Origin of the sequence: Levilactobacillus sp. HBUAS70063 (assembly GCF_038374745.1) — a bacterium.
Classification (GTDB): Bacteria; Bacillota; Bacilli; order Lactobacillales; family Lactobacillaceae; genus Levilactobacillus.
This window is the reverse complement of sequence record NZ_JBANSM010000003.1, coordinates 38,392-65,331: the sequence shown is the minus strand read 5'-3', so window position 1 is coordinate 65,331 and position 26,940 is coordinate 38,392. Positions and strand designations below refer to the sequence as shown.

Annotated in this window: 23 protein-coding genes; 15 read left to right on the top strand and 8 right to left on the bottom strand. The window is 47.8% G+C overall.

Annotated elements, in window-relative coordinates:
• Positions 1–23: 23 nt before the first annotated feature.
• Positions 24–551: an acyl-CoA thioesterase gene (locus V8I28_RS05235; RefSeq protein ID WP_341779073.1), complete on the bottom strand. Its 528-nt coding sequence runs from the start codon at positions 549–551 to the stop codon at positions 24–26.
• 156 nt (positions 552–707) lie between these two features.
• On the opposite strand from V8I28_RS05235, the gene V8I28_RS05230 reads away from it, so the two are divergent.
• Positions 708–1,919, top strand: a complete 1,212-nt coding sequence (locus V8I28_RS05230) for a condensation domain-containing protein (RefSeq protein WP_341779072.1) — start codon at positions 708–710, stop codon at positions 1,917–1,919.
• A 60-nt stretch (positions 1,920–1,979) separates the two neighbouring features.
• Here the strand turns inward: V8I28_RS05230 and V8I28_RS05225 are convergent, their stop codons facing one another.
• Together V8I28_RS05225 and V8I28_RS05220 are read right to left on the bottom strand one after the other, a co-directional pair.
• Entirely contained in the window at positions 1,980–4,217 is a 2,238-nt protein-coding gene (locus tag V8I28_RS05225; protein WP_341779071.1) for a glycoside hydrolase family 3 C-terminal domain-containing protein, read from the bottom strand.
• Positions 4,218–4,544: 327 nt separating this feature from the next.
• Positions 4,545–6,068 (bottom strand): alpha-N-arabinofuranosidase, encoded by a 1,524-nt coding sequence (locus V8I28_RS05220; protein ID WP_341779070.1) that lies wholly within the window; start codon positions 6,066–6,068, stop codon positions 4,545–4,547.
• A 106-nt stretch (positions 6,069–6,174) separates the two neighbouring features.
• On the opposite strand from V8I28_RS05220, the gene V8I28_RS05215 reads away from it, so the two are divergent.
• Positions 6,175–7,320, top strand: a complete 1,146-nt coding sequence (locus V8I28_RS05215; protein WP_341779069.1) for a helix-turn-helix domain-containing protein — start codon at positions 6,175–6,177, stop codon at positions 7,318–7,320.
• 172 nt (positions 7,321–7,492) lie between these two features.
• Here the strand turns inward: V8I28_RS05215 and V8I28_RS05210 are convergent, their stop codons facing one another.
• Complete coding sequence (locus tag V8I28_RS05210) at positions 7,493–8,362, bottom strand: helix-turn-helix domain-containing protein (RefSeq protein WP_341779068.1); 870 nt, start codon at positions 8,360–8,362, stop codon at positions 7,493–7,495.
• A gap of 127 nt (positions 8,363–8,489) precedes the next feature.
• Here V8I28_RS05210 and V8I28_RS05205 point away from each other — a divergent pair, with 127 nt between their 5' ends.
• From V8I28_RS05205 to V8I28_RS05195, 3 genes are read left to right on the top strand one after another with little or no spacing between them, the layout of a single operon-like run.
• Entirely contained in the window at positions 8,490–10,481 is a 1,992-nt protein-coding gene (locus V8I28_RS05205) for a beta-galactosidase (RefSeq protein WP_341779067.1), read from the top strand.
• Between the two features lie 54 nt (positions 10,482–10,535).
• Entirely contained in the window at positions 10,536–11,783 is a 1,248-nt protein-coding gene (locus V8I28_RS05200; protein ID WP_341779066.1) for an MFS transporter, read from the top strand.
• Between the two features lie 33 nt (positions 11,784–11,816).
• Complete coding sequence (locus V8I28_RS05195; protein WP_341779065.1) at positions 11,817–13,151, top strand: glycoside hydrolase family 30 protein; 1,335 nt, start codon at positions 11,817–11,819, stop codon at positions 13,149–13,151.
• Between the two features lie 195 nt (positions 13,152–13,346).
• On the opposite strand, the gene V8I28_RS05190 is transcribed toward V8I28_RS05195, so the two are convergent.
• Entirely contained in the window at positions 13,347–14,546 is a 1,200-nt protein-coding gene (locus V8I28_RS05190; protein ID WP_341779064.1) for a multidrug effflux MFS transporter, read from the bottom strand.
• Between the two features lie 338 nt (positions 14,547–14,884).
• Between V8I28_RS05190 and lepB the strand changes: the two genes are divergently transcribed.
• The 7 genes from lepB (at position 14,885) to V8I28_RS05155 (ending at position 20,266) form a co-directional block, all read left to right on the top strand.
• Positions 14,885–15,484 (top strand): signal peptidase I, encoded by a 600-nt coding sequence (gene lepB / locus V8I28_RS05185; RefSeq protein ID WP_341779063.1) that lies wholly within the window; start codon positions 14,885–14,887, stop codon positions 15,482–15,484.
• 172 nt (positions 15,485–15,656) lie between these two features.
• Positions 15,657–16,343 (top strand): hypothetical protein, encoded by a 687-nt coding sequence (locus V8I28_RS05180; RefSeq protein ID WP_341779062.1) that lies wholly within the window; start codon positions 15,657–15,659, stop codon positions 16,341–16,343.
• Between the two features lie 7 nt (positions 16,344–16,350).
• Positions 16,351–17,001 carry a YczE/YyaS/YitT family protein gene (locus V8I28_RS05175; protein ID WP_341779061.1) on the top strand — a complete coding sequence of 217 codons (651 nt, stop codon included), beginning with the start codon at positions 16,351–16,353 and terminating at the stop codon, positions 16,999–17,001.
• 67 nt (positions 17,002–17,068) lie between these two features.
• On the top strand, positions 17,069–17,521 hold the full coding sequence (locus tag V8I28_RS05170; protein ID WP_341779060.1) for a MarR family winged helix-turn-helix transcriptional regulator: 453 nt from the start codon (positions 17,069–17,071) through the stop codon (positions 17,519–17,521).
• A 181-nt stretch (positions 17,522–17,702) separates the two neighbouring features.
• Positions 17,703–18,446, top strand: a complete 744-nt coding sequence (locus tag V8I28_RS05165; RefSeq protein ID WP_341779059.1) for an ABC transporter ATP-binding protein — start codon at positions 17,703–17,705, stop codon at positions 18,444–18,446.
• Positions 18,424–19,620, top strand: a complete 1,197-nt coding sequence (locus tag V8I28_RS05160) for an ABC transporter permease (protein WP_341779058.1) — start codon at positions 18,424–18,426, stop codon at positions 19,618–19,620. The genes V8I28_RS05165 and V8I28_RS05160 overlap by 23 nt, the downstream gene beginning before the upstream one ends.
• A 1-nt stretch (position 19,621) precedes the next feature.
• Entirely contained in the window at positions 19,622–20,266 is a 645-nt protein-coding gene (locus tag V8I28_RS05155; protein ID WP_341779057.1) for a TetR/AcrR family transcriptional regulator, read from the top strand.
• Between the two features lie 58 nt (positions 20,267–20,324).
• Here the strand turns inward: V8I28_RS05155 and V8I28_RS05150 are convergent, their stop codons facing one another.
• Entirely contained in the window at positions 20,325–21,245 is a 921-nt protein-coding gene (locus V8I28_RS05150; protein ID WP_341779056.1) for a LysR family transcriptional regulator, read from the bottom strand.
• A 140-nt stretch (positions 21,246–21,385) separates the two neighbouring features.
• On the opposite strand from V8I28_RS05150, the gene V8I28_RS05145 reads away from it, so the two are divergent.
• Both V8I28_RS05145 and V8I28_RS05140 read left to right on the top strand, forming a co-directional pair.
• On the top strand, positions 21,386–22,567 hold the full coding sequence (locus V8I28_RS05145; RefSeq protein WP_341779055.1) for an NADH-dependent flavin oxidoreductase: 1,182 nt from the start codon (positions 21,386–21,388) through the stop codon (positions 22,565–22,567).
• Positions 22,568–22,734: 167 nt separating this feature from the next.
• Entirely contained in the window at positions 22,735–24,066 is a 1,332-nt protein-coding gene (locus V8I28_RS05140; protein WP_341779054.1) for a C1 family peptidase, read from the top strand.
• A 505-nt stretch (positions 24,067–24,571) separates the two neighbouring features.
• Here V8I28_RS05140 and V8I28_RS05135 read toward each other — a convergent pair.
• The gene (locus tag V8I28_RS05135) at positions 24,572–25,018 is read right to left on the bottom strand and encodes a MerR family transcriptional regulator (protein WP_341779053.1); all 447 of its coding nucleotides are present in this window, start codon (positions 25,016–25,018) and stop codon (positions 24,572–24,574) included.
• A gap of 91 nt (positions 25,019–25,109) precedes the next feature.
• On the opposite strand from V8I28_RS05135, the gene V8I28_RS05130 reads away from it, so the two are divergent.
• The gene (locus tag V8I28_RS05130; protein WP_341779052.1) at positions 25,110–26,114 is read left to right on the top strand and encodes an NAD-dependent epimerase/dehydratase family protein; all 1,005 of its coding nucleotides are present in this window, start codon (positions 25,110–25,112) and stop codon (positions 26,112–26,114) included.
• 106 nt (positions 26,115–26,220) lie between these two features.
• On the opposite strand, the gene V8I28_RS05125 is transcribed toward V8I28_RS05130, so the two are convergent.
• Positions 26,221–26,586 (bottom strand): hypothetical protein, encoded by a 366-nt coding sequence (locus V8I28_RS05125; RefSeq protein WP_341779051.1) that lies wholly within the window; start codon positions 26,584–26,586, stop codon positions 26,221–26,223.
• Positions 26,587–26,940 lie beyond the last annotated feature (354 nt).

The following is a 26,940-nucleotide window of genomic DNA, read 5'->3' as shown; positions in this document are numbered from 1 at the left end:
CAGTGGTGTTTCACATGAAACATTTAGCCCGCCGGCCACGGTGAATTCGTGGTGACGTGAGCGTTAAGCCCCGCTTGCTCGCGGCGCCGTTCCTTTCGCTGGGCGGTTCGCTGGGCGTACCCGGCGCACAGATAGCGCTGCTCATCAGTTACCGGGGTGACGCCGGGAAGGGGTGCCGTGACGGATTTATCGTCGATGACGTAGGTGATGAAGCAGGTAAAACCGACGAACCGCTCGCCGGTCGCCAGACTCTCGCCGATGATCTTCACGAAGACCTCCAGCGAGCGGGTACCGGTACCGCTGACGTAGGCCTCCAGAATCATGGAGTCGTCGAGGTGGAAGGGGCGCAGAAAGCTCACGTGGTCAAATGAGGCGGTTACGACGGTCTTATGGGTGAGTCGAACCGCTGCCACGGAGGCGCTATCGTCCACGAGTGAGAGAATCTTGCCGCCGAAAACGGTCTGATGTTCATTTAAATCTGGTTGGAAAACCCGGTGCGTGGTCACGATGAGCGTGGCATTGCAGGGCACGGGTGTGGGTTGGGTGGTCATGGCTGTCCTCCATTCTTTAACAATCAACTCCCATTCTACCAGACTCCAAATTAGGTTACAGGATTATTAACTTTTCGCTATATCTTGGTGGATTCGTAGAGGGCGGCCGAGTCGCTTTGCTATACTGAATCTAAATTATGCAGAAGGGGTGATCGTGTGAATTATCGTGGCGAACCGTTGGACTTGATTCCAACGTTAGATTTGGCACAGACGTATCCCTTGTTGGAGTGTACGTTGAGCCTGATGCATCCCGTGGATGTGGAACGGCTAGAGGTCGCGGTTAAGACGACCCAGACGGTGGTTCCGCAGGTGTTGAGTCGCTACAATCTGCGGCGCAACCGCTTTGAGGAGCAATCCAATAGCCTCAACCACGTCATTGAGGAATACGACGCCAGTCACGACCCCGGTCGCGGACGGCTGGACGTGCTCCAGGGGCCCCAGTTGAAAATTCAAATCATTCATTACGCCGATTATGACCAGTTGCGCTTAATTATGAGTCGTTTGCTGACGGATGGCGAGGGCTTCAAGCACTACCTCTATCTTTTGGCCGCCGCCTATGATGGGCAGGACCTCACGGATTTCGTGAATGAACGAAGCGTACGGCGGATTATGAACTTCTTACGGCACCCCCACCGGCCCTTGCCACAAAGTAGTGCGGTGTCAATGGCGGATCGGTTTCCTCGCCTGGCGGGCAACGTTCATCATCATAAGGGCGAGGCGTTGATTCCTAGAGTCGAGAGCCAACAGCTGCGGAAGTTAGCCCGTCAGCAGGGTGTCACGATGAATGCGGTCCTGTTGTCGGCATATGCGCTGGCCTTATTTTCCCTGACCGGTGAACGCCGGCTGGTGATTCCCTATCAGGTGGACTTGCGCTTACACGGTCCGGTGGCTGCCAGCAATGTCGTCCAGGTCGCCAATCTGACCAGTCAGATGCCGGTGCCCATCACGGTTCAGGAGGGAGATACCCTGCAGGACGTGGTAGTTCGTACGCAGGCAACGATAACGCGGTTGCATGAGAGTTTGGCCTACCTGCCGCCGCTTGTGGAGATTAATCGAATGAGTCGGGCGTTGCCACCGGAACTGGTGCGACGCCTAGCGGGAAAGCATCGCGAATCGGCGGCCGTTTCCTTTGCCAACTTCGGGCACGTGGATCAGACGCGACTGAATTTTGGCAATATTCCGGTGACCCAGATTTACTTCGCCGGGACTTACCGGACCATGCCGAACTTTCAACTGACGGTGAGCGCCTACCACGATGCGTGGACGTTGGCCTTTCGCATGCTGGGTTCGGAACCGGACTACCAATTAGGGATTAAAATCTTAAAAAATGTCGTCACCCAGCTGAATCAATGGGGCAACGACAAGTAAAAAACGCGCCTTACCAGGGAATTGGTAGGACGCATTTTTTGATCAAATGTAGAGCAAGATTTAATGAACTTCATCTGATTGCGGTTGGTTCGCAAGCTTTAAGAAGGCATCAAGTTGTTCGGTATTGACACCAATCATAATAGCAGAACGTAGTGGCATATTCTTCATCATTTCGCTATTGGTATCATCACCAGCTAGAGCATCGAAGTTCTTCGCAATACCGGTTGCTTCTAGGGCAGATCGGAGCTCTGGTCGGGCCATCACAGTACCAATATAGGTGTTATTAGTGATGGGAGCCATTGCCTGGGGATTCCAAGCCAACGTGATGTCTTGGTGTAGGTCCAGATCACGTGAGGAACGGCCAATGAGAATGGTATAACGACCATCATCCATTTGCCAATTATTAGTATCAGCGTTGTACCAGCTAAAGGCGCGTCGAGGAAGTATCCGCGTAATCGTCTTCGTTTCGCCAGCGGCTAATGTTGTTTTGGCAAAGTCGCGGAGCTCTTTGATGGGCATTTCCACCTGACTGGCGTGGTTGGCAACATAGATCTGAGAAATTTCTCGTCCAGCAACGTGACCATCGTTGGTAATCTGATAGCTAACTTCGACGTTCTGATCATGGTCAGTAACGGTTAGGTTGTGGTAGCTGAAGTGGGTGTAGCTCAACCCGTAGCCGAATGGGAAACGAACAGCTCGTTGTTTTAAGTCGTAGTAACGATAGCCAATAAAGATATCGTCATGATAGGTTTCGGTCAAAGGACTGGCATTGAATGTCCCAAATGTTGGGTTGTCGGCAAGTTTGAGAGGGAAACTCTCTGCTAATTTTCCGCTAGGATTGACAGCACCCGTTAGCACGTCCCAAGTGGCTTCGCCCACTGCCTCACCAGCTAAGTAGGTTTCAAGAATCGCTGCAACATCGTCGGCCCAAGGCATTTCAATGGCAGATCCGTTCTGGAGGACGACGATGGTGTGAGGATTGACCGCAGCGACTTGTTTAATCAATTCGTTTTGGTTATCCGGTAGTGCCATAGTCGTTTTGTCAAAGCCCTCAGATTCTAAGGCCTCGGGAACACCAGCAAAGATTACAACTTTAGTAGCCTGTTTAGCAGTAGCAATGGCTTTCGCAATCTGATTAGCGTCTGGCTCTTCCGCGTCTAAGCTATAAGCGGCCTGATAGTTGGTGTTACCAGCAACTTGAGCTACTTCCAGTGGTGTGGTTATCCGGTAGGCATTGACATGGGAACTCCCGCCCCCTTGATAGCGTGGCTTGTCTGCTAGTTCGCCCAAGATAGTAACATCTTTGATCGACGATAGCGGCAATGTCTGGTCGTTATTTTTCAGCAGAACCATACTGTTAGCGGCGAGTTGACGCGCAAACTCATGCTGGGCAGCCTTGTCGTAGGTCTTAGGTTGGCTGTCCACGTGCCAGTCGTGAACCATTTGCAGAACGCGCTTAACGGCGATATCAAGAGTTGCTTCGGTTAAATCGCCGTGCTTGACGGCATCGACAATTTCTGTTGTTGACTGCGGGCCTTTCCCGGGCATTTCGAGGTCAAGTCCAGACCGGAGCGCAGCAACGTGATCGGCAACGGCGCCCCAGTCAGACATAACAACACCATCGAAGCCCCATTCATCTCGTAAAATCTTGGTCAAGAGCTTAAAGTTTTGAGAATTTAATGTCCCATTAATGGCGTTGTATGAGCACATCAGCGTGGCCGGGTGGGCGTTAACGACGATCCGTTCGAAGGCAGATAGGTAAATTTCACGAAGTGCCCGTTCGCTCATATTAGATGAAGACGTAAAACGTTGATTTTCCCGGTTGTTGGCAGCGAAGTGTTTAACGCTAACACCAACGCCTTGGCTTTGAACCCCTTTGACATAGGCTGCGCCTAATTCTCCGGCAACGAGGGGATCTTCGGAGAAGTATTCGAAGTTTCGTCCAGCGAGAGGACTGCGTTTCATGTTAATACCAGGACCTAAGAGGATGCTGACGCCTTCGTTTTTAGCGGCTTCCCCGAGGTTTTTACCTAAGGTGGTTAAGGCTTGTCGGTCAAATGAAGCGGCGGTTAGGGCAGAGGCGGGGAAAGTAATGGCCTTGACACTTTGATTCAAGCCCAAGGCGTCTGCGCTATCGGCCTGTTTACGCAAGCCGGACGGACCGTCAGTCATCATGATTTTCTCAAGATTTAGTCGGTCGATTCCGGCCGTAAACCAAAAATCTTTGCCGGAAACGAGGCTGGCTTTTTCGGTTAGAGTCAGTTGTTGAATAAAGTTATGTGTGATTGGTGATGTCATAAAGAAGCTCCTTTTTAACTAATATTATGAAGCGCTTTCATAATCATTTTATCAGGACTAGGATCAATGTAAAAGCGGTTAATCAGACTGGAAAAGACCCAAATCTGACCTCGGTTTATAATGCGAGGATTGGTATAATCGCGAAATGATAGTGAAATTATTTAGTTGAACGGATCATTTGGATAAAGATGCAAACAACTAAGAGAAAGATAATGGCAATGGGGGCCTGACTGTTTGTCCTAAAGTTGTCGCGATGTTTAGAATACCCAAAACTTTACCGACTTTATTTTTGTTAGAAAGAACATCGATATTCAGTGCTTGTTAAACCTATGATGATTCAATGCAACGGAACTGAAGCGTGGTGATCGAGGCCGCTGGTAGTGTGAAAGTCTGTTGTTTGCCAATTGATTTATCAGTAGTGAGGGGGTGACGGCGCACAGCATTGGGATGTGTCGCATTATTGTAGTCGGTAACATGATTAGCATTTAATATTTCAGCGGTTTGCAGTTGAACTTCATGTTCAAATTCAAGTGTAAGTGGTTGGGGAGTATCAATCGTCGTATTTGTAAGATTAACCGTAATCAGGTTATTCTTAACTGAGGCAAAGACATCAATATCGGGGGATATTGTGGTTAAATTTAATACATGGCCGCCGCGATGTCCTTTGTACATCATGAAAACATCATAGTTTGGTGTGAGAATAGTATGTTCGCCAGAGGTTAGAATAAGAGAATTTAGAACGTTTACCATTTGCGCAACACAAGCCATCTGAACAGTTTGGCAGTGGCGTTGCAAGATGTTAAGGCTAATGGCGGTTGTGATAGCATCGCGCATGGTAACTTGTTGATATAGTGCTGGTCGGGCAGTGAACGCAGATTGATGCCAATTCCCCCATTCTCCGACAACGATATCGATGTTGTTGAGCCGCTGATCCAGGGGAGATTCGGGAATGGGTATATTGGCGAGTCCTTTGGTGACTAGGTCTTCTTGCTCACTTAAAACATCATCGAGTTCATATGCGTTATGAATGACTCGAGTCCAGTCTTCGGGGGTAAAATTAGTGGGTGTATCCGTTTTATGCTTAATATTCCAGTTGTAGAAGTGAAGATCGATAGCGTCAATGGCAGGTTGACGATACTTAGACAAAGCTTCTAATAAGTCTTGAGTCCAGTGTATACGTTCCTGAGGTTTATTCCCATCAGGGCCACTAGCAATTTTGTAAAGGTGAGCTTTGTCAAAGAGGGACTTTTGAAAAGTGGGCATAGCGGTTGCATACCTACGATATTCTTCAGCATATTGCTGAGGAGTCATGGAGCCACCACCGCCCCAAACTTCATTACCAATACCGACATATTTAACGTTGTAAGGCGCGGCATGTCCATTCGTTTGACGAAGCTTGGCTAGTGAAGTTGGTTGCTTGCGATTACAATACTCTAGCCAGTCTTTCATTTCTTGGATGCTCCCACTGAGTAAGTTCAAGTTTATCCAAGGTTCTGCACCGATTAAGCGGCAAAAGGTCATGAACTCATCAGTACCAAATTGATGGTAGTCAACTTCATAGGTGCCAAAGTTTTCGTTAAAACTGATGGGTCGGTTTTTAGGATTACCAATGCCATCACGCCAGTGATAGGTATCGGCATAACAACCACCTGGCCAGCGGACAACAGGTGGTTCCAGCTTTTTAAGAGCAGTGATGACATCCGTTCGTAAACCAGCAATATTTGGAATCTTGGAATCTCTCCCAACCCAGATACCATTGTCGATACAGTTACCAAGAAATTCGATAAATTGGCCGTGAATTTTGGGATTAATCGTTCCGTACGTATCACGAGAATTTAAATGAAGTTTCATAGTGATTTCCTCCTTATGGATTTATAATAATGCTTGTGTAACCGCTTTTATATCAAATAAACAACCCAATTATCAGATAAGCAAATGAAAATTGTAGGAGAAAATCATGCGAACAACGATAGATATTGTATTAGATTACTTACAGCGCTTATTACATACGCCAATTTTTATATATGATCATGAAAAGTTAGCGCGATGCTTAAGTCAGCAAACAATAGATAAATCAATGGAATCAGAACAATCGAAGCTTGTCAGATTGGTAGCTAAATCAATTTCACAGTATCCTAAGTTATGTGAGTGGCCAGATGGACGTTCATTGGCATTAATTCGTAAAGAAAATATTGTTTATATCTTAGGTCCAATACTGATTGCAGAGTCAAATTCAGCAGAAAATCATTCTCAGCTATGTTCGATGGACACATGGCTAGAGGGATTATGTTTACTCCAAAACGTTTTAACAGGTGGAGATTTACGACCAAGTGATTTGTATGCAAAGAATAATCTCAGCTGTGACAAGCTGAAAGACAACGCAATACGGATCGCAAAACTTTTCAATCAGAATCAAGAGAATACTTTTATTCATAATCCATATGATCAGGAATTAAGAGAGTTAAATAGTGTGACCACGGGAGATATTGCCGGGTTGAAAGCGAGTTTGCATGAAAATTTTGAAGGTGACTTTGCACGACTAGGGCCGACAAGACTGCGTTCATTCAAGAATTTGGGTATAGTAGACTTGGCGTTGCTAGCACGGGCAGCAATTCGAGGGGGAGTAGACCCCGAACAATCATTTACGATTAATGACCAGTATATTAATTCGGTTGAGATGGCTCAAACGATTCAAGAGATAACAGCCTTGGGTTTACGAGCGAAGATGGCATACACGCAAATGGTTCATGACGTACGAACCGGAAAGATAGAAGGCAGTAATCGAATTGTACGTCGGTGTCAGCTGTACGTTCAGACACATCTCCATGAAAAGATAACGCTACGGTTAGTCAGTGCTCATTGTCAGGTGACCCCACAGTATCTTTCACGACTGTTTCTGAAAAATCAACGATTAAGATTTAGCGAGTATGTACAACGAGAAAAAATAAATGCTAGTAAACGCGATTTGGTTTATACACAACAGGCGATTAGTGCCATTGCATTTAATTATGGGTATTCCACAGCTAGTCACTATGCCAGCGTGTTTAAACGTTATGCGGGGATGACGCCCAATGTGTTTCGAAATAGGAACGGGAAAATTTAGAATATTTGAAGAAAGATTCTGTGTAGATTGCTTCTTAAAAGATCGATTACGATGATGCAAAATTTAACGAAAAGTTACTGAAAAAATAAGGGAGAGTTTAGGCATTGAGCCCAAACTCTCCTTTTAAACTAAAACGTCAGGTTTTAGAAGCTACAAGTCAGTAATGAAATGACTAAGTTTTAGCCACAATCTGGCGATAAGTTTTCGGTGACATTTTAGTCCAACGCTTAAATTGTCGACTGAAGTGAGAGGCGTTTTGATATCCGAGTGCAGTGGCAATTTCGGCAACACTGAATTGTGGTTTCAAGAGCATTTTCTTAGCCCACTTTAGTTTTAATTCTGAAAGGTATTTTTGTGGGGAAAATCCGTAAGCTTCTTTGAAAACACGATTGCCATAACCCTCACTAATACCAATTGAAGCCATCAGATCCGCAATGGAAATTTGTTCAGTAGTTTCCGTTACAGGATGGAGGATAGCATCGTTTAAAGTTGATTTAAGCGTTTCGGCAATGATTTTGGCGTAACGTGATTGACTTGCATTGGTAGTTGGTGATTTGGCTGGGATGAGGTCACTAAAAATCATTAGTAACTGTGAGAGGTAGATTTGGATTTGCATTTTATCCTTGAAGGAATAGTCTGCTGAGAGTGAAACTAGTCCAATCAATTCACGTAAAATAGGGATAATGTGATTATTTAACGGTTCACTCTTTGGGAAGAAGATCGGTGAGCTTTGAATGAGTTGAACGATAAAATTAGGCTCGTCTAGGTCAAAGTGAAAGCAGAAGTAGGTTAAATTGTCTATCGCACGAGCGAGATGCCGAAAACCAGGCGGAATTAAAACGAAATCTCCTTGGTTGAGGGTATAAGATTCGTGCTCAATAGAGAGGTATTCCTGGCCTTCAATGACAAAAATTAGCTCAAAGGCTTGGTGCTTGTCTAGGGGAACAGTCCAGTTATTGGCAACTTTTTGGTAGTGTCCGCCAAAGAAATTAAGATTCCAATCGAGAACTGGAAGACGGTGGGCATTCTTCAGGATATCCATGGGTATTTTCCTTTCTCAAATGTTTGATTTGGGTCTTTTTTGGCTAAAAATAGCCATGTACAAGTACAGTTAAATCGGCAATAATGACATAAGTAAGCGTTTACAAGAAATGGATGAGGATTAAACAATGAAAAATATTTTATATGGAACAGCTTATTATTACGAATATTTACCAACAGACCGATTAGATAAAGATATTGAGATGATGTTAGAAGCCAATATCAATGTGGTTCGTATCGGTGAGAGTACTTGGGGAACTTATGAAAAACAAGACGGTGTTTTTGATTTTTCACCATTGGACAAAGTGCTTGATGCCATGCATGCTGTTGGGATTAAAGTTATCGTAGGAACGCCGACCTATGCTATCCCGACTTGGTTAGCTAAGAAGTATCCAGAGGTTATGGTTCAAGTTAATGGCCAACGTCGACCTTATGGTGCACGTCAAATTTTCGATATCAGCAACCCAACTTTCTTATACTATGCAGAACGGATTATTCGTAAAATGATTGCTCACGTTGCAAGTCATCCGGCGGTTATTGGTTTTCAGGTTGATAATGAAACCAAGCATTATGGGACATCTAGTGACAATGTTCAAAAAGGGTTTGTGCAATACGTTAAGCGAGAATTTGATAATGACTTAGAACGTTTCAATGATGAATTTGGACTGAATTATTGGAGTAACCGGATTAATACCTGGGAAGATTTTCCGTCTATGGATGGAACCATCAATGGAAGCTTAAAGGCAGAATTTGATAAATATCGACAGAAGTTAGTTACAGACTATTTACAGTGGCAGGTTAACTTAGTTAAGGAATACCGCCAACCAGAGCAATTCATTACCCATAATTTCGATTTTGAATGGCGAGGATATTCGTACGGTGTTCAGCCGGATGTCAATCACTTTGATGCCGCTGAGGCGTTGGATTATGCTGGTGGCGATATTTACCATCCGTCTCGTAAATATCTGACGGGGACAGAAGTTTCTTTTGCTGGAGATGAGTTAAGAACACTTAAACATGACAATTATCTCGTAATGGAAACGCAAGCACAAGCCTTTAAGTGGCAAGTTCCTTATCCAGGCCAACTGAGGCAATTGGCTTACAGTCATTTAGCTTCGGGGGCAAATATGGTGGAATATTGGCACTGGCATTCTATTCACAATTCCGCTGAGACGTACTGGAAAGGTATTCTAAGTCATGACTTCCAGCCGAATCCAGTCTATCATGAAGTTCGGCAAACTGGGGCAGAGTTAAAGAAATTATCCCCACATTTAGTTAATTTCAAAATTAAATCGGAAGTTGCTTTCTTGGTTAGCAACCAAAGCTTTACGGCTCTCAATACATTTCCGTTTTCTGATAAAAATACGTACAATGATCTTTTCCGGTCGTTATACGACCAGTTCTATCGACTAAATATTCGAACTGATATCACGGATGAACATCACATTCAGCTAGACGACTACAAGTTAATTGTGGTTCCTGCATTATATAGCATTAGCGATGAATTTTTACAAGCACTAAATGATTATGTCAAACGTGGTGGCCACGTTATTTACACGTTTAAGTCGGGCTTTACTGACGAACATGTTAAAGTACGGACTGACCGGCAACCGGGGATTATCTCTGCGGCTAGTGGGGTTCATTACGAGATGTTTGTAGATCCCGAGGGAACAAAGTTGGTGGGTCAAACTGCTAGCTTGCGGGAGATCCAGGATAATTCCTTGCAAGACTGGATGGAACTATTGATACCTGATACGGCCGAAGTTTTGGCTAAGTATGATGATCCTAATTGGGCTGATTACGCAGCTATTACTAAGAATCAGTTTGGTAAAGGGTCGGTTATCTACATTGGTTGTTACCCGTCAACGGAGGTTATTGCTGACCTAGTACGGGCCTATGCCAAAGAAATTAATCTGAGTACTTTTGCTGAAAACTTCCCGGTAATTGTAAAGCAGGGACAAAATGATTTGGGTAAGACCCTAACGTACTACTTTAATTATTCCGAAACGGTACAGACGGTACAGCGACCAGCGAATGGAAAAGACTTAATTCAAGATCAAGAGGTCAATGACTCTCTTGAACTCGAACCTTGGGGCGTTGCCATTATTGAAGGAGACTAAGCGTCTTCTTTAATTGCATAAAATGAAAGCGCAAACATTTGAGGAGAAAAGAATATGGAAAATTCAAAAGAAAAAATAACGATGAGCAAAACAAGTAAGGTTCGATTCTCAATCAGTTTCTTCATTTTCGCGTTGTTATGGATGGGCGGTCTAGGTATTGTTTCAGCCGTTCTACTCCCTCAACATTTGAAGGACTTGGTGGGACCCAATACCTCAACTGCGATTTTCGGTGTTTTAAATGCGGCAACGGCGATTGCTTCATTAGTTGCTAACTTAGTCTTTGGAAACTTGTCTGATCGTACACGTTCCCGCTTTGGTCGTCGGACGCCATGGGTTGTTGCCGGTGGGATTGTAGGTGGTGTCTCGTTATTTCTGATTGGAATTCTGGACAATGCATGGGCTATTGGTATCTCATACTGTGTCAGCATGATTGGATTAAACATGATGATTGCTCCAGTTATTGCAACATTATCTGATCGGGTGTCAGACGATATGCGGGCTACCATGTCAGCATTCATGTCTGCCGGAACGACTTGTGGGACGTCTGTAGGGACTTTGATTGGTGCAAGATTCATTTCCATTCAAATTCCAGGATTTATTATTGCCGGGATTTTAATGGGAATCGCTGGCATCTGTACTGTTATTGTATGGCCACATGAAAAATCGGCTAAGGACTTACCTGCTGTGGAAGGTGGATTTGCTGAGTTGATGGCCTCCTTCCGTCCACCATTAAAGGGAGCTCGTGATTTCTGGCTGGCTTTCTTGGGTCGGACACTGTTGATCTTCAGTTATTACATGATTTTGAATTACCAGCTATATATTTTGGAGAGCTACATTGGACAAGGGAAGACGGATGCAGCTGCAACTATTTCTGTGATGTCTGTGGTGACAATGGTTGTTGGTTTAGTTGGCTCACTAGCTTCTGGAGCTATCTCTGATGCGATTGGTCGTCGAAAGTTGCCAGTGATTGTATCCGCGATCTTACTGGCTGTGGGGTATTTGTTGCCTTGGGTCATGCGTTCACCATTCTCTATGATTCTGTTCGCTGGTTTTGCTGGGTTAGGATATGCTGTTTATGGGGCCGTTGATCAAGCACTTAATATCGATGTGTTACCAAATAAAGAAGAAGCTGGTAAAGACTTGGGAATTCTAAACATTGCGACGACCCTTGGTCAAACGGTTGGACCAATTGTAACGAGTATTGTCGTGGTAATGGGCGGCTATAAGCTAGTTTTCCCAATTGCGATTGTTTTCGTCTTACTGGCTTGCGTCTTCATTCAAATGATTCGTTCCACTAAGTAAACAATGATTGTTTTTTAAGGAGGATAATGACTGATGAGTATTTGGATTGCAAGTACCCCAGATAATTATTTACAAGAGAAGACCCCAGAAATACCTAATGTGACGACATCTAAAGACTTACAATTGACTGGGAAGAAGCTTCAAAAGTTACGTGGATTTGGCGGTTGTTTTAATGAATTGGGCTATTTGCCTCTAAAGCAATTAGCTGATGATGATCAGCAAGCAATTTACAGAGATCTATTTTCACCGTCTGGACTGAACTTTACTTTCAATCGTACGCCCATTGGTGCTAATGACTTCGCTGAAACTTGGTATAGTTACGATGAGACCGATGGCGATTATGACTTAGACAATTTCTCTGTGGATCATGATAAGCAAACCTTAATCCCTTATATTAAGAATGCGAAGAAGTATCAGCCCAATCTACAGTTGTTTGCTAGCCCTTGGACACCGCCAACTTGGATGAAATTTCCAAAAGTTTATAATTTTGGTCGGCTGGTGATGACACCCGAGAATTTACAAGCTTATGCAAATTATTTTGTAAAATACATTCGTGCATACAAAGAACAAGGTATTCATGTTGAGCGGGTTTGTCCACAAAATGAAGTTTTTGCAGATCAAAAATTTCCTTCTTGTCTTTGGAATAGTGAAGACTTACGAGTGTTCATTAGAGATTATCTGGGGCCTACGTTTGAGCGAGAGGGCCTTGATACGGAGATATTCTTGGGGACTTTGAATGGTCCTGAAGATATGTCATTTAATGCTGCAGGTGTTAAATTAGACAACTATAATCGTTATGTGGATAATATCTTATTTGACGATGAGGCGCGTAAGTATATCAAGGGAATCGGGTATCAATGGGCCGGTAAAAATGCGATCGAGCGGACGCATGAATCTTGGCCAGAATTGGAGCTCATCCAAACGGAATCGGAATGTGGTTACGGTGAAAATAGTTGGGCGTATGCAGAATATATTTTCCATTTAGTTAATCATTATTTCACGGCTGGAGCGACTGCTTATACGTATTGGAACATCATTTTGGGCGACAGTATTAGCACGTGGGGGTGGCATCAGAATTCCCTGTTCTCCATTGATTCTAAGACCAAACAAGTGACGCGCAATCCAGAATATTATGTCATGCGACACTATGCTCATTACGTAAAGCCCGGTGCTCAAGTTTTGGAAACAACGGGGCACTTTAACTCAATGGGTAAAGCTTTTCGTAATCCAGATGGCCAATTGGTAGTTGTAGTACAAAATGCTTTGAATCGGTCATTACCCTTTACTTTTGCTGATCCAGAAGATAGCTCTAAGAGTGTTCAGGCAACGCTGGAACCTAATTCGTTTAATACGTTCGTAATTGATTAGTGATTAGTCTTTGAAGAATGTATTAGTGATGGGGCAGAATTACTTAAAACTAGTAGTTTTGAGCTTAGGCATTAAAATCTTAAAAAATGTCGTCACCCAGCTGAATCAATGGGGCAACGACAAGTAAAAAACGCGCCTTACCAGGGAATTGGTAGGACGCATTTTTTGACGGCGCGTGGCGCTATGATTTTAAATTTATGAAGCAGATTTGACCGTTTTACCTTGATGCTTCACCAGCCCCAAGGCCCCGGCGTTGCAGACGAATAACATCACGGCCATGGCGGCGTAGGATTGACCGGTCAAACCGACCAAAGGCGAAGCCAAACCACCACAGGCATTCTGGGCCAGGCCAATCACGGCGGAGGCGCCGCCGGCATTCTTGCTGGCTTGGTCCATGATGATGGTGACCGTCAGGGTGAGGAGCGCGCCAATCAAAATGACCATGGCGAGAACCAAGCCACTGACGACCCACACGTTGGCGGGGAACAGCAGACTAGCCAAAAGCACCAGACTAACGCCTGCGGCAATGGCGAGCAGGCTCGTGACCTGTTGGCGGTTGGTGTAACGCCGAGAGAGCTGTCCGGGGAGGTTACTGCCGACCACGATCCCCAAACCATTGAAGGCGTAGAGAAGACTGAAGGTCTGTGGCGCCATGCCAAAGCCCGTCTGAAAGACGAAAGTTGAGGCGGAAATGTAGCTAAAGAGGCCGCCATAGACCAGTCCAGTGGCTAAGATCAACGGCCAGAACGCCGGTTGAACGACCAGCCGCCCCATTGCCCCTAACGAACTGTGAAAACCGCCCGTCTGTCGATCGGCCACGGGTAGCGATTCGGGGAGGCCGAACGCCACGGCTAGCGCAATGGCCAGGCCAATCGCCGCGAGCAGAATAAAGATGGCTTCCCAGTCCACGTAGTGAATCATGAAGCCCCCAATAATCGGTGCAATGATGGGAAAGACGCCGTTGACGGTGTTTAACAGCGCATAGAACCGCGTCAATTTTTTCCCGGAAAAGAGGTCACGCGCCACGGCCCGGGCCATGACTTGACCGGTCGCTCCGGCCAGCCCCTGAACGAAGCGAAGGATGATTAATAAAGTGATTGAATGAATAAAGGCCATCGCCAGTGAGACCAGGCCGAAGATGACAAAGCCCGTAATCAAAGGCTTACGGCGACCGTATTGATCGGACAATGGCCCCGCAATCAGCTGCCCCAGGGCGAGGCCGATAAGGCAGGCGGTAATGCTCAGTTGCATCAGCGAAGCGCTGGTGGCAAACTGGGTTCGCATTTGCGGTAAGGCTGGCAGATAGAGGTCAATGGCTAAGGGACCGGTGGCACTGACGGTTCCCAGAAGGAGGGTTAGCCAGATTTGCCGGCGCCGGGTAAGAGTAGGATTCAAAAGCAGTCAGCCCTTTCAATGTAATTATTAATTTCGCAATAACCAGTGAAGACGGCGCTGGGCCGCCACTCTACTGCAGAATGGCGGCCCAGGTCATTATGTAAGGTAAAGCGTATTGCTCCATTATTGCTGGAAACTGGGGATTTTGCAAGACCTAACGTGACAGGAATTTTTCAATTTGGTCTCAAATACGTAAATTTTGTGTAAAGCGTGGGAACGCCGGAACGTAAATGTTATGATTAAAAGCGACGCCGCCGGCTAAAATAAATGTGCGAAGTGCCGCCGGTGGTGTATGATAATAACATAATTAGAGATTCCCGAAAATAAGGAGTGCCATCATGAAGAATCTAAAGGAAGTTTTGAGTTGGATTGTGCCAATCGTGATTGGACTGGCCATTGCCTTAGCCCTCAAGCAGTTTGTCTTTACCCGGGTGCGGGTCGATGGACCATCCATGGAGCCCAATCTGAATAATAATGAAAAGGTTTTTGCTTGGAAGATGTCGAAAGTTAAGCATCTCAGCGTCATTGTCTTTGACGCGCACGGGGAAGACCCGACCGCCAAGCCCAATACCAACTACGTCAAGCGCGTTATCGGTTTGCCTGGGGACACGGTTAAGAGCAAGAACGGCTACATTTACGTGAACAACAAGCGGGTTAACCAAAGCTTTATCAGCCAGAGTGAACGGACTTCTGGGACCGGGAATTGGACGCTGGCCAGTCTACAACGTCAAAACGATTGGCAGGGTGGCAAGAACGGAAAGATTGCGACCGTGGTTCCTAAAGGGAAATACTTCGTGTTGGGTGACCACCGGAGTGTTTCCAACGACAGTCGTTACTGGGGCTTCGTGGACAAGGATAAGATTGTTGGCGTGGTCAAGGTGCCATTCTGGGCCTCCAGCAAGACAAAACGGGTTAATATCAATTCATTGGCTTACTAAATATGAAAATGAGACGTTGCGGATTTCTCCGTTGTATAGGGAGATGCGCAACGTTTTTTGAATGGGGAGCCAATTAATTTTTAGTAGCCGCTTACATTTTGGAAGGATAGGCGTATTGTAGAACGTATATAGCGTTGGGAAGCAACCAACGTCACGAGTTCTGAATCAGGAGATGGTACTTATCAAAAATACGTTGAAAGAACGCTGGATCGCCTTGATCTTGGGCTTAGTCATCAACGCCTTTGGCAGCGGGTTGACGGTGGCCGCCAATATGGGCGCTAGTCCTTGGATGGCGTCAGAAGTCAACTTGAGCGAGTGGTTTACGGTGGCGATTGGCTGGCCGGTATTCATCGTCAGTTGCTTAGCGGCAGTTGCCAACCAATTTCTGTTGCGGCATTGGGACGCGCGTCGTTTCTTTGGCGAAATTGGGTTCATGTTTTTTGTCAGCTTCTTCGTAAATTTCTTTACGCATATGTTTTATCAGATGGGAATTCTGCGATTATCGGTTGTGACGCGCGGATTCTTGGCCATGGCTGGGGTCACGATTTTTTGTATTGCGATTTCACTCTACCAACGGGCCAATTTGGTCATGCATCCCAATGATGATACGACCAATATTCTCCGGTTTATGTACTGCCATGGCAATGTTTTACACGCGCAGCTACTGAATTTTATTCCACCGGTGACGATTATCGTCGTGAGTTGGATTGTGACGCATCAGTTATTTGCGATTAACTTAGGCACGGTTTTTGCTTTAATCTTTACGGGAACCATCATCAATTTAACCGACCGTTTCATCTGGCCCAGCCTAAAGCATAACTTTGCCGTTAAATCGGCCCAGGAGGCGACTAACCATTAAGAATACAATGACGCAACGATGGCTCGCGTTGCTTCTAGGACTGGTGGTCAATGCCTTTGGTAACGGCCTTTCGGTGGCCTCCAATATGGGGACGAGTCCCTGGACGGCTTCCGAGGTTAATCTCAGTCATTGGCTGGGGACTAGCGTGGGCTTGGCCATCTTTGTGGTGAGCTGTCTGGCCGCGTTCGTGAATCAACTGCTTTTGCGCCACTGGGACTTTCCGCGATTGTTGGGTGAAATCGGCTTTGTCTTATTCTTTAGCTACTTCGTGGACATCTTCTCGACGACCTTTACCAGACTTGGTATCATGCGGTTATCGGCGATCGTTCGGCTACTGCTAGCCATCACGGGAATCGTCATCTTTTGTGCGGCCATTTCCATGTATCAGCGGGCCAACCTGGTCATGCATCCCAATGACGATACCACGAATATTCTGCGATTTCTATACTGCCATGACAATGTCATCGTGGCCCAACTTCTCACGTTTACCCCACCGGTTATTATCATTCTGGTCTGCTGGATTAACACGCATCAGCTGTATTCCGTGAACTGGGGAACCTTGTTTACGTTGCTCTTCAATGGAACGCTGATTGGTTTGGCCGATCACCTGGTCTGGCCCGGCTTACACCATAATTTCCGGGCGAAGCCAGTGCGGTAGGCGGCTTGACTTTTCCGAGATTTTAGAATATGCTTGCGCACGTAGTTTACGGAGAAGGAGGCGGCGCATGGCCACCACGGGAAATGATTCAGACATCGTTAAATGGCTCTCAATCGCTAATCGCTATACCCGCATCGCTTTGGATCGACGATTACAGCCGTATCGGTTGAATGCCAGCATGTATTACTATATTTTACGGTTACATGAGCATCCGCGCCTCACTCAGGATAAGTTGATTAGCCTCACGTATCTCAATCCCAGCAACGTCACGCGGGCGGTCAATCAGCTGGTTAATCTCGGCTACGTGCGTAAGCGCCAGTCGAAGTTGGATCGGCGAGTTTACGAGCTGTCGTTGACGAAGCGGGGCGAACGGATTTATCCCGAAATCGTCAAGTTACGTCAGGAGGTTGCCGAGAACTTACTCACGGAGATTGCGGGCGACCACGATGAATTGGTCGATCAGATTCGGCAGCTGGCGTTGACCGCCGTGGCGAACGAGACGCCCAATGAAGGTAAATAAAGATGGTTTAACCAAGTGGCTCCTTAACCGAGGAACCACTTTTTATGTCGGCTTAAAAGGCAACCGCTCGGGGATGTAATCGGATACAAATAAGTCTTGACTTCTCGGCGGTCAGGACGTATGCTAGGGCTATAAATGAGTGAGCAAACACTCACAAAAAGCATGCAAGGAGGAACTTAAGATGGTAGCCAACACAATTGATGTGCGGGACGTGGCCAAGAAGTTCGGCGACAACCCCGTGTTAAAGCAGATTAGTCTCCAATTGCCGGTGGGCCAAATCATGGGCCTCATTGGACCGTCGGGGGCCGGCAAGACCACGCTGGTCAAGGCGATTCTCGGCATGGAAAAGGTCGATGCCGGGACGACCACGGTCCTGGGGACACCGATGCCCAATCGAAAAGTCATGCAGCGTATTGGCTACATGGCTCAGAGCGATGCGTTGTATGAGGATTTAACGGCGCGTGAAAACATTCGTTTCTTCGCCGAGCTGATGAGCGTACCCAAAACAAAATTGACGACTGCGATTGATCACGTCGCTCAGGTTGTAAATCTAACGGATGCGTTGGACCGCCGTGTGTCGGCGTATTCCGGGGGGATGAAACGGCGGCTGTCCTTAGCAATCGCTTTAGTTCAGGATCCCGAGCTCTTGATTTTAGATGAACCCACGGTCGGAATTGACCCGGAGCTTCGCCAACAAATTTGGACGGAGTTGTACCAACTCAAGTCACAGGGCAAGTCGATTCTGGTGACGACCCACGTCATGGATGAGGCGGAACGTTGTGACTACCTGATGCTGATTCGCGAGGGGATTGCCTTAGCGCAAGGGACCCCGCAACAGCTGGAGAAAGATTACGCGGTAACGACGATTGAACAAGTCTTTTTGAAAGCGGGGCGGCTACAAGATGAGAGTCATAGCAATCTTTAAACGCGTTTTACGTGAGATGTTACGGGATAAACGGACGCTGGCCTTGATGTTTATTGCGCCGCTATTTATCCTGACGTTGATGTTTTTTCTGTTCAACACGAGTTCGGATAGCGTGGCCAAGATTGGCGTCAGCAACGTGGACACCACGGTGGTCAAAGCCATTAAGAATAAACACGTGAAGGTCCACCGGTATAGCGCCAGCGCCACGGCGAAAACGCAGGTACGCGAGGACAATTTGGCTGCCTTCATCAAGCAAAAGGATGGCCAGCTGACGGTGACCTACCAAAACAGCCAGCCGGGAGACTCCGCGTTGGTCCGACAGGCCTTGCAGGGCGGCCTTACCAAGATTAGGGTGCAGGCCCTAGCCGCCGCCACCAAGGCCCAGAAGCAGGCGCTACAACAGCAGGCTAAGGTGCTCAAGACGCTCGTGGCGCAACAACAAAAGATGGCGGCCGCACAGGGCACCACCGGAACAGCGAGCGCAACGACTGCCCCGACGGCAACCCAGACCAAGCTCAAGGCGCCGACCAATTATCAGGTGACGAGCCACTACCTCTACGGGAGCTCGGACTCCACCTTCTTTGACACGTTCTTGCCGATTCTGTTGGGCTTCTTCGTCTTCTTCTTCGTGTTCCTGATTTCGGGAATTTCCTTGTTAAACGAACGGACCACGGGAACCCTGACGCGGCTACTGGCAACGCCGATTCGCCGCGGAGAAATTATCACGGGGTATTTGATGGGCTACGGGCTCTTTGCGCTGGTTCAAACGGTGATTACCGTGACGTTTGCGCTGACGGTCTTCCAGATTCACATGATTGGTAGCGTCTGGCTGATTCTATTGATTAATTTCCTACTGGCGTTGGTCGCGTTATCCATGGGCATCTTCGTCTCCACCTTTGCCAATTCGGAATTCCAGATGATGCAGTTCATTCCGATTCTGGTCATTCCCCAAGTCTTCTTCTCCGGCCTGATTCCGGTCGACCAGATGGCCAATTGGTTGCAGTGGATTGCCCACATCTTCCCGCTCTACTATGGTGGCAATGCGCTGATGAACGTGGCCACCCGGGGTGTCGGCTTCGGCGGCATTGCCCTGGAGTTGGGTATTCTCGTTTTATTCGCCGTCCTCTTCACGATTCTAAACGTCGTGGGGATGAAACGGTATCGGAGGGTTTAGCATGAAAGAAGACATGAATATTCAGGAGGCCTTTAAGGCCGTCATGGCGGCTAATGGTGACATTCCGCCCAAGCAGCAACAGGTTCTGGCAGCGAGTCTGGAACTCTTTGCGCAGCAAGGCTTTGCCAACACGACCACGAAGCAGATTGCCGCCAAGGCCGGCGTGGCCGAGGGCACCGTCTATCGGCGTTACAAGACCAAGGATGAGTTGTTGGCGGCCGTGCTGGCGCCGTTTGTTACGCAGGTGTTGCCGAAATTAATCACGGAATTTGGCGAAGGGGTCGTCGGCCGGCCATACCTGACGCGCCACGAGATGATTCAATCAATTGCCGAGGACCGGTTGGCCTTTATCCAAAAAAATGGCCCGGTTCTCCGCATCTTAATTCGTGAGATTTCGGTAAGAAAAGACTTGAGAAGTCAATTTATCGCCCACGCGGAACCCCTGCTGAAAAATAACCTATTTCCGGTTCTCGATCGGCTGAAGGACTGCGGGGAGCTGGTTGACTGGCCGAACTCGCGCATTGCTCAGTTCATGATTGGCACGATGCTCACCGAACTGGTCCGCAGTTTATTGGTCCCGGAAGAGATCGCAATGGCCAGTCCGACGATTATAAAGTTTTTAGAAAAGGGGTTAGCTCCCGAGTAAATTTAGCGAATGACCAAGAGGCTGGACGATGCGTTCCAGTCTTTTTTGGCGCCTAATCTTAACGGTCGCGTTGCTTGAGCTGGGTGGCCGGGTCGATGTTAAAGGTCTGCTGGGCGACCTGCAGAAACGCCAGCATCTCCGGTGTGTTTTCCTTACTGGCGCGGTGAGCCATGATGAGCTGATAAGTGAGGGCGTTGGCGTTGATGGGGATGACCCGAGCGCTGGTCGAGGTGGGCGTGGGGAGAATCGTCCAACCGCCACCTCGTTCGACCAGGTGCTGGATCGTTTCGAGGTTGTTTAGCGTGAGCTCCGGTTGTAAGAAGAGGTGGTGGGTGGCCATGAAGTCGCGAATAATTTCGCCCAGCACCATCTGTAAGTCACAGCCAATGAAGGGGTGAGTTAGCAGGGGAGTTAACTGCTGGGCGTCGTCGATCCGGGCCAGGGAAAAGGCGCTGTCCGTGGGTAAGAGGACACTAAACGTCTGGGCTTGCATGATGCGGTAGTAGAAGTCGCGGTGGTGGGGCGACTTGGGACCAATGTAGACGTCGCTTTGGTTATCGGTGACGGCCTTTTCTGCGGCCAAAGAGGGCATCTCGTGGATATCGAGATGGTAGTGCGGGTATTGTCGGAGAAACTGACTGCCGAGTCGGGGGAGAATTTGGCTGGCCATGCTTTCGGACAGCGCGATGGAGATGTGGCCCGATTTAGATTGTGCAAGTTCACGCATAGTCTGATCGAGATCGGTCAGCTGATGTTGAATCTTTTCCAGCCCCATGAGGTACTGGGTGCCGGCGTAGGTGAGACGGGTGGGCTTGGTGGTCCGGTCAATCAGTTGGATACCTAACTGTTGTTCCGTTTCCTTAACCGTCCGGCTGATATAGGGTTGGGAGACAAATAGGTGCTGTGCGGCGGCCGTAATACTGCCGAGGGTATTGACTGCCGATAGGATTTCGGCAAGTCGGTTGGTGCTGGATGCCATAAAAATCACCTCACTAATAGTATAACCATTTAGTTCTGAAAACGTTATCAGAAAAGTATTCGACTTTGTGATTTATCGAACTATACTGAAGATAACGCTAATCAAAACTAACCAGCAACAAGAAGAAAGGTGCGTTAGAAATGGCTGAAGATTATCAATTTTTGCAACCCTATACCTTCGCGAATGGCGTCACGGTTAAGAACCGCGTGGTGATTCCACCAATGACGGAGGCTTCCGCTTTTGAGGAAGGCTCCGTCACCCGTGATGAGCTCCGGTACTTCCGGATTCATAGTGGCGGTGTCGGGATGTTCATCTCACCGGTCGCAAATGTTTCCGCCAGTGGCAAGGGATTTGAAGGCGAATTATCGATTACGGACGACCGTTTCTTACCGGGCTTGACGAAGATGGCCAATGCGATGAAACAGGACGGTACCAAGGCAATCCTCCAAATTTTTCATGCCGGTCGGATGTCCAATTCCCACGTGTTGCGGGGCGAGCAGACCGTGAGTGCCAGTGCGGTGGCCGCCGAACGGCCCAATGCAGAGACGCCACGGGAACTGACGACCGAAGAAATTGAGCAGATTATCACGGACTTCGGTGAGGCGACGCGCCGGGCTATTCAGGCCGGTTTCGATGGGGTCGAGCTCCACGGGGCCAACACCTACCTGCTACAACAATTCTTCTCTCCGCACTCTAATCGACGGACGGATCAGTGGGGCGGCGATGTTTCCGATCGCATGCGGTTCGCGCTAGCCGTCATTGACCGGTGCCACGAGGTTATTGAGAAGAATGCCGATCGGCCGTTTATTTTAGGCTATCGCTTGTCACCAGAAGAAATCGAAACGCCGGGTATTCGGATGGCTGACACGCTACAGCTGGTCGATGTCCTTTGCGGTCAGCCCCTGGACTACCTGCACATTTCGATGGGCTACGCTTGGCGGACCTCGTTGAACGACAGTAGCGACCAGGAACCGCTAATTCTGAAGATTAAGCGCCGTGTGGCGGGGCGTCTGCCGCTGATTGCCGTGGGGTCGGTGGAGAAACCCGCCGATGCCGAAAAGGTCATGGCGGCCGGTATCGATTTCGTCGCCCTGGGACGGGAAATGTTGCGTGAGCCCAAGTGGGTCCAGAAGGTGGCGACCCACGATGAGGCCAGCATCCGCTATACCATTTCCGAACAAGACCTCGATGACCTGGGCATTACCCCGGCCATGTGGAACTTCCTGACGGTGCGGTTGAAGTCGGCCATGCACATCTCCAACCAACCGGATTATGACAAGGATCAATTTGACCATAAGTTAGCGCCACACGAGGGTGCTTAACTAACGGCTAAACGTGAGGCTCTGGCGATTGTCGGGGCCTTTTGTGTTGGTAAATAACGGCGTAGGAAGAAACGTTGCGTCTTGCGACCGAAAGGGTTAGAATGAATTTAAATTAAAATATGAGATTTCGATGAGATTTCTAACAAGAGAAAGAAGCGGTAGATTTTATGGCAGAAACACAGACGGAACATCCTTTAACAGCGGCCGAAACAGCGGCCCTTCATGCCGATCTTGAGCAGCAACCTGCCCATGACGTGGTGAGTCGCGCGGTCATCAAAAACGGGGTATTAGCGGCTTCCGAGGATCCCCAAGCGGCGGTGCGGTTGAACCGAACCTTTTCCGTTGAACTGGATACGGGGAAAGTCTCCAACCAGAAGCATTCCGGTCGGTGCTGGTTATTCTCGACGTTAAATACCATTCGGCATCAATTTGCCGCCAAGTATCACGTCAAGGACTTCGAGCTCTCTCAGAGTTACCTCTTCTTCTGGGATAAGGTGGAACGCGCCAATATTTTCTATGACAACATCTTACGGACGGCGGGCCGGCCGTTGGACGATCGGGAGGTAGCCTTTTACCTGAGCCGTCCTGGAGACGATGGTGGTCAATGGGCGATGGGCGCCGCGTTGGTTCAAAAATACGGGGTTGTCCCGGCCAGTGCCATGCCAGAATCCTTTAACACCAATGATACGACCGGGTTTGCGGCCACATTGAACCTGAAATTACGGAAGGATGCCTTGGCATTGCGGGCACTGGTAGCGCAACAAGCCGGCGAAGACCAGATTGCCGCGACTCGGGCGCAGGCCTTGAAGGAGGTCTATCGGATGGCGGCCTATGCCTTCGGCGAACCGCCCGTCACGTTTGATTTGGAATATAAGGACGATAAGCATCAGTATCATCGCGATGCTGGCTTGACGCCTCAAGGTTTCTTTGAAAAATACTTCGATATCGATTTGGACGATTATGTCGTTATTTCAAATTCGCCGGACAAGCCCTTCGATCGGCTCTATAGCTTACCGAGTCAGGATAATATCGTGGGCGGGAAGCACATTACCTTCCTCAACTTGCCCATGGCGGAGCTGAAACGCACGGCGATCGCTCAATTGCAAGCTGGTGAGGCCGTTTGGTTTGGCAACGATGTCTTACAACAGATGAGCCGGGAACGGGGCTTCTTGGACAGCCAGCTCTACAAGACGGCCGACTTATTCGGGGTCGACCTGAGCCTGACGAAGGCCCAACGCTTGGCTACCGGTGAAGCCGAGGTTTCCCATGCCATGACGTTAACCGGGGTTGACCTGGTGGCCGACGAACCCACGCGCTGGAAGGTTGAAAACAGCTGGGGCGAGAAGAATGGCGATAAGGGTTACTTCGTGATGACGGACGATTGGATGACTGACTTTGTCTACGAAGTCGTGGTTCACAAGCGTTTCCTCACGCCGGACCAACAGGCGGTTCTCGCGACGGAACCACAGGAATTACCGGCTTGGGATTCCTTACAATAGAAGTTAAATAAATACACGACTACTCTCGTAAAATCGTTGGTGACTTTGCGGGGGAGTCGTGTATTTTTTGGGATATTGAAATATTTATGTTTCCGATAATGCGTCTTCGGGTGTGTCTGCTCGAAGGCGTTTTAAGTTATCTTTTGACGGTTTTGTTGTGCGGCAGACCAATATTAATTTTTGAAAAATGACCGCCATCAAGGGAGCCAAATGTTGCATGAATTTTGACGTGCTTACCCTTTGGCTTTAGCGTAAAAATGTCTTTGCCCTTAGCCCCAGGATAGGTGACAATAACCGTTTCCTTTTTAGAATGATGACCTCTTAGGACGATTCATGGTAAGCTGCTCTTGCATCAAGGCAAAGACCTCTTTCATTGCTTGTGTGATAACCCTAATGATATCTGAAATTTATGTCTTGGTGTATTATTTTGGTCTGAATTTCTAAGTGGCTAACTTGATTATAAAATTCGCCCACCGGAAATTTTTCCTGATGCGTCCGATTTGGTTTAGTCGTTGACTTCCTGAAAGGGGTTCGGTAGGTGATTGGCAGTTTTTTCGGCTTGGATGGCTGTCAGTTCCTGACCGACGATTTTAGCGGCGACCGGAGATTCGTAGATGATGAGTTTCATATCGATTTCCTGTAGGTTGCGTTGTAGGGCAGCCTGTTGGGCTAAAATGGCGTGTCGGTGGGCCTGTAACAGGTGTTTGCGCTGGGGGATGGATCGCGGTCCTTTCATGACACAAGCAACGTATTCACGGATGTCGCGAATCTTCATGCCAGTGTCCTTGAGACAGCAGATGGTATGGAGCAGTTGTAAGTCACCATCTGTGAAAGCGCGGTAGCCCGAGGCATCACGACTGACGAAGGGAAGCAGGCCTTGCTTGTCATAGAAACGCAAGGTGTAAATGGATAGGCCAGTCTTTTGGGAGACGGTTTTAATCGAATAAGTCATAATTTTTCCTCCAAAGCGGTTGCCCTAGAGCGTCATCTAGGGTTTACACTCATTGTAAATACTTTAAAGATGACTGACAAGGAGAATAAATATGACTAACAGAATTTTAGTAACGGGTGGTAATGGGTTCTTGGCGCTGCACATCATCAAAACGCTACTGGAACAGGGCTACCAGGTTCGCGCCACCTTACGAACACTGACTAAGGCAGCCGGTGTTCGGCAAACACTGTTGGCTGTGCAGACGCCGCATTTAGAGCGACTGAACTTTGTGACCGCTGATTTGACACAAGACGCGGGCTGGGAGAATGCAATGACAGGAATGGACGCCGTCATGAGCGTGGCTGCGCCGGTCTTTGTAAATCATGAACGGGTCACGACGATGATGACCAACGCAGCCACGGCAGGAACCGAGCGAATTTTACGCGCGGCACTAGCTTCAGGCGTTCAACGCGTGGTCATGACGGCCAATCTGGGGGCCGTGGGCTTCAGTAGTTTTGATTCACACCACGTGATTACCGAGGCAGATTGGACGGCTGAAAAGCAACGTGGCTTATCAGCTTATGAGCAATCGAAATTAATCGCGGAACACGCCGCGTGGGACTTTGTGGCGCAACATTCAGGCCTAGAATTGGTGACAGTGAATGCTGGCGCCATGCTAGGACCGGCATTGGGAACGCACGTGTCTGGCAGCTTTGGATTGATCAAACGGTTATTGACCGGCCAACCAACGCCTAACTTGACGGTCAATGTCGTAGATGTCCGGGACGTCGCCGCCCTACACGTCCTAGCCTTGGCCAACCCAGCCGCGCGGAATCAACGTTTTTTAGCCGTCGCTGATGTACCGATAGATATGCAAACGATCATTGCCGTTCTGCGGCGGGAACGCCCAGAGTTGGCCGCAACTCTGCCCAACCACTTGTTACCCACGGGATTGGTGCATCTCTTGGCGCCATTTAACGCAACGATTCGTGAAGCCAATCTGATGTTGCACTTGAATCACCATGTCAGCAATCAGCACGCGCGGACCGTCCTGGGGTGGCAGCCTCGTGATAGTGCCACGGCAGTTTTGGCCGCAATGGATAGTTTAATCCGCTAACTTGTGCCTATATTGTTATTTGTTTACGCCGAAATAAAATCCAGAGCAATAACGTTACTGAATTAAAGTAAAATCGTTGGTGATTTTGCGGGGGAGTCGTGTATCTTTATTTGAGGTGTTTGATTACGGTGAATGAGCCCTTCTTGAAGTGTGCACTGTAACCGTATTTATTGGTCATTTTATATTTGTGCGGGCTCTTGATAATAAATTCATAGCCCTCATGACCAGAGTAAGTGGTTTGGACAATGGACCCCTTATGTAGGGTGTAGTGGCCGATAACTCTGTTTTGATAGGCTAACTTCCCATTTTTAATTCGTTTAACCTTGGTGGTCTTTTTGATTTTGATCCGATACCAGACATCGATATACTTCATCTGCCAGGCGGAAGCTTGAGCGGTCTCGGCTAGTGGGGCAAAAGCGGAAAGGCTCAAAGTGGTCGCTGCAATTAGGGCAATTGATGTCACTTTTTTCATGAATAATCCTCCTCTTTGAATAGGTTTAGTATACGAGTTCTGTGGGGGTACTCAAGTGAACAATGACAGGTCGTTTTCCTTATAAATGGCAACTGATGACTAAAAAAAGCCGCCCCTGGTTAGGAGGCGGCGACCGTTACGTGGTTAGGGCAACGGTTAGTCATCGTTAATGACAAAAGTGGTTGGTTAAAACATTTTTGAGTTACTGTCATCTTAGAACGAAATTGTGAAGAAAGTATGAAGCTTATTTATGTAAGTTAAATGAAAACGATAAGAATTTTCTTAATAGTGGCAAAATTCCGGTCAATTCAGTGATTGGATTACTTTTTACTAATCGTTTAGATGGGTAAAATG

Excerpts from the sequence above, each read along its gene's own strand:
- V8I28_RS05235 (WP_341779073.1), bottom strand. The coding sequence starts at position 551 with ATGACCACCCAACCCACACCCGTGCCCTGCAATGCCACGCTCATCGTG.
- V8I28_RS05150 (WP_341779056.1), bottom strand. The coding sequence starts at position 21,245 with ATGGCATCCAGCACCAACCGACTTGCCGAAATCCTATCGGCAGTCAAT.
- V8I28_RS05175 (WP_341779061.1), top strand. The coding sequence starts at position 16,351 with ATGACGCAACGATGGCTCGCGTTGCTTCTAGGACTGGTGGTCAATGCC.
- V8I28_RS05155 (WP_341779057.1), top strand. The coding sequence starts at position 19,622 with ATGAAAGAAGACATGAATATTCAGGAGGCCTTTAAGGCCGTCATGGCG.
- V8I28_RS05170 (WP_341779060.1), top strand. The coding sequence starts at position 17,069 with ATGGCCACCACGGGAAATGATTCAGACATCGTTAAATGGCTCTCAATC.
- V8I28_RS05140 (WP_341779054.1), top strand. The coding sequence starts at position 22,735 with ATGGCAGAAACACAGACGGAACATCCTTTAACAGCGGCCGAAACAGCG.
- V8I28_RS05160 (WP_341779058.1), top strand. The coding sequence starts at position 18,424 with ATGAGAGTCATAGCAATCTTTAAACGCGTTTTACGTGAGATGTTACGG.
- V8I28_RS05220 (WP_341779070.1), bottom strand. The coding sequence starts at position 6,068 with ATGAAACTTCATTTAAATTCTCGTGATACGTACGGAACGATTAATCCC.
- V8I28_RS05200 (WP_341779066.1), top strand. The coding sequence starts at position 10,536 with ATGGAAAATTCAAAAGAAAAAATAACGATGAGCAAAACAAGTAAGGTT.
- V8I28_RS05195 (WP_341779065.1), top strand. The coding sequence starts at position 11,817 with ATGAGTATTTGGATTGCAAGTACCCCAGATAATTATTTACAAGAGAAG.
- V8I28_RS05125 (WP_341779051.1), bottom strand. The coding sequence starts at position 26,586 with ATGAAAAAAGTGACATCAATTGCCCTAATTGCAGCGACCACTTTGAGC.
- V8I28_RS05135 (WP_341779053.1), bottom strand. The coding sequence starts at position 25,018 with ATGACTTATTCGATTAAAACCGTCTCCCAAAAGACTGGCCTATCCATT.
- V8I28_RS05130 (WP_341779052.1), top strand. The coding sequence starts at position 25,110 with ATGACTAACAGAATTTTAGTAACGGGTGGTAATGGGTTCTTGGCGCTG.
- V8I28_RS05210 (WP_341779068.1), bottom strand. The coding sequence starts at position 8,362 with ATGGATATCCTGAAGAATGCCCACCGTCTTCCAGTTCTCGATTGGAAT.
- lepB (WP_341779063.1), top strand. The coding sequence starts at position 14,885 with ATGAAGAATCTAAAGGAAGTTTTGAGTTGGATTGTGCCAATCGTGATT.
- V8I28_RS05145 (WP_341779055.1), top strand. The coding sequence starts at position 21,386 with ATGGCTGAAGATTATCAATTTTTGCAACCCTATACCTTCGCGAATGGC.
- V8I28_RS05180 (WP_341779062.1), top strand. The coding sequence starts at position 15,657 with ATGGTACTTATCAAAAATACGTTGAAAGAACGCTGGATCGCCTTGATC.
- V8I28_RS05215 (WP_341779069.1), top strand. The coding sequence starts at position 6,175 with ATGCGAACAACGATAGATATTGTATTAGATTACTTACAGCGCTTATTA.
- V8I28_RS05225 (WP_341779071.1), bottom strand. The coding sequence starts at position 4,217 with ATGACATCACCAATCACACATAACTTTATTCAACAACTGACTCTAACC.
- V8I28_RS05165 (WP_341779059.1), top strand. The coding sequence starts at position 17,703 with ATGGTAGCCAACACAATTGATGTGCGGGACGTGGCCAAGAAGTTCGGC.
- V8I28_RS05205 (WP_341779067.1), top strand. The coding sequence starts at position 8,490 with ATGAAAAATATTTTATATGGAACAGCTTATTATTACGAATATTTACCA.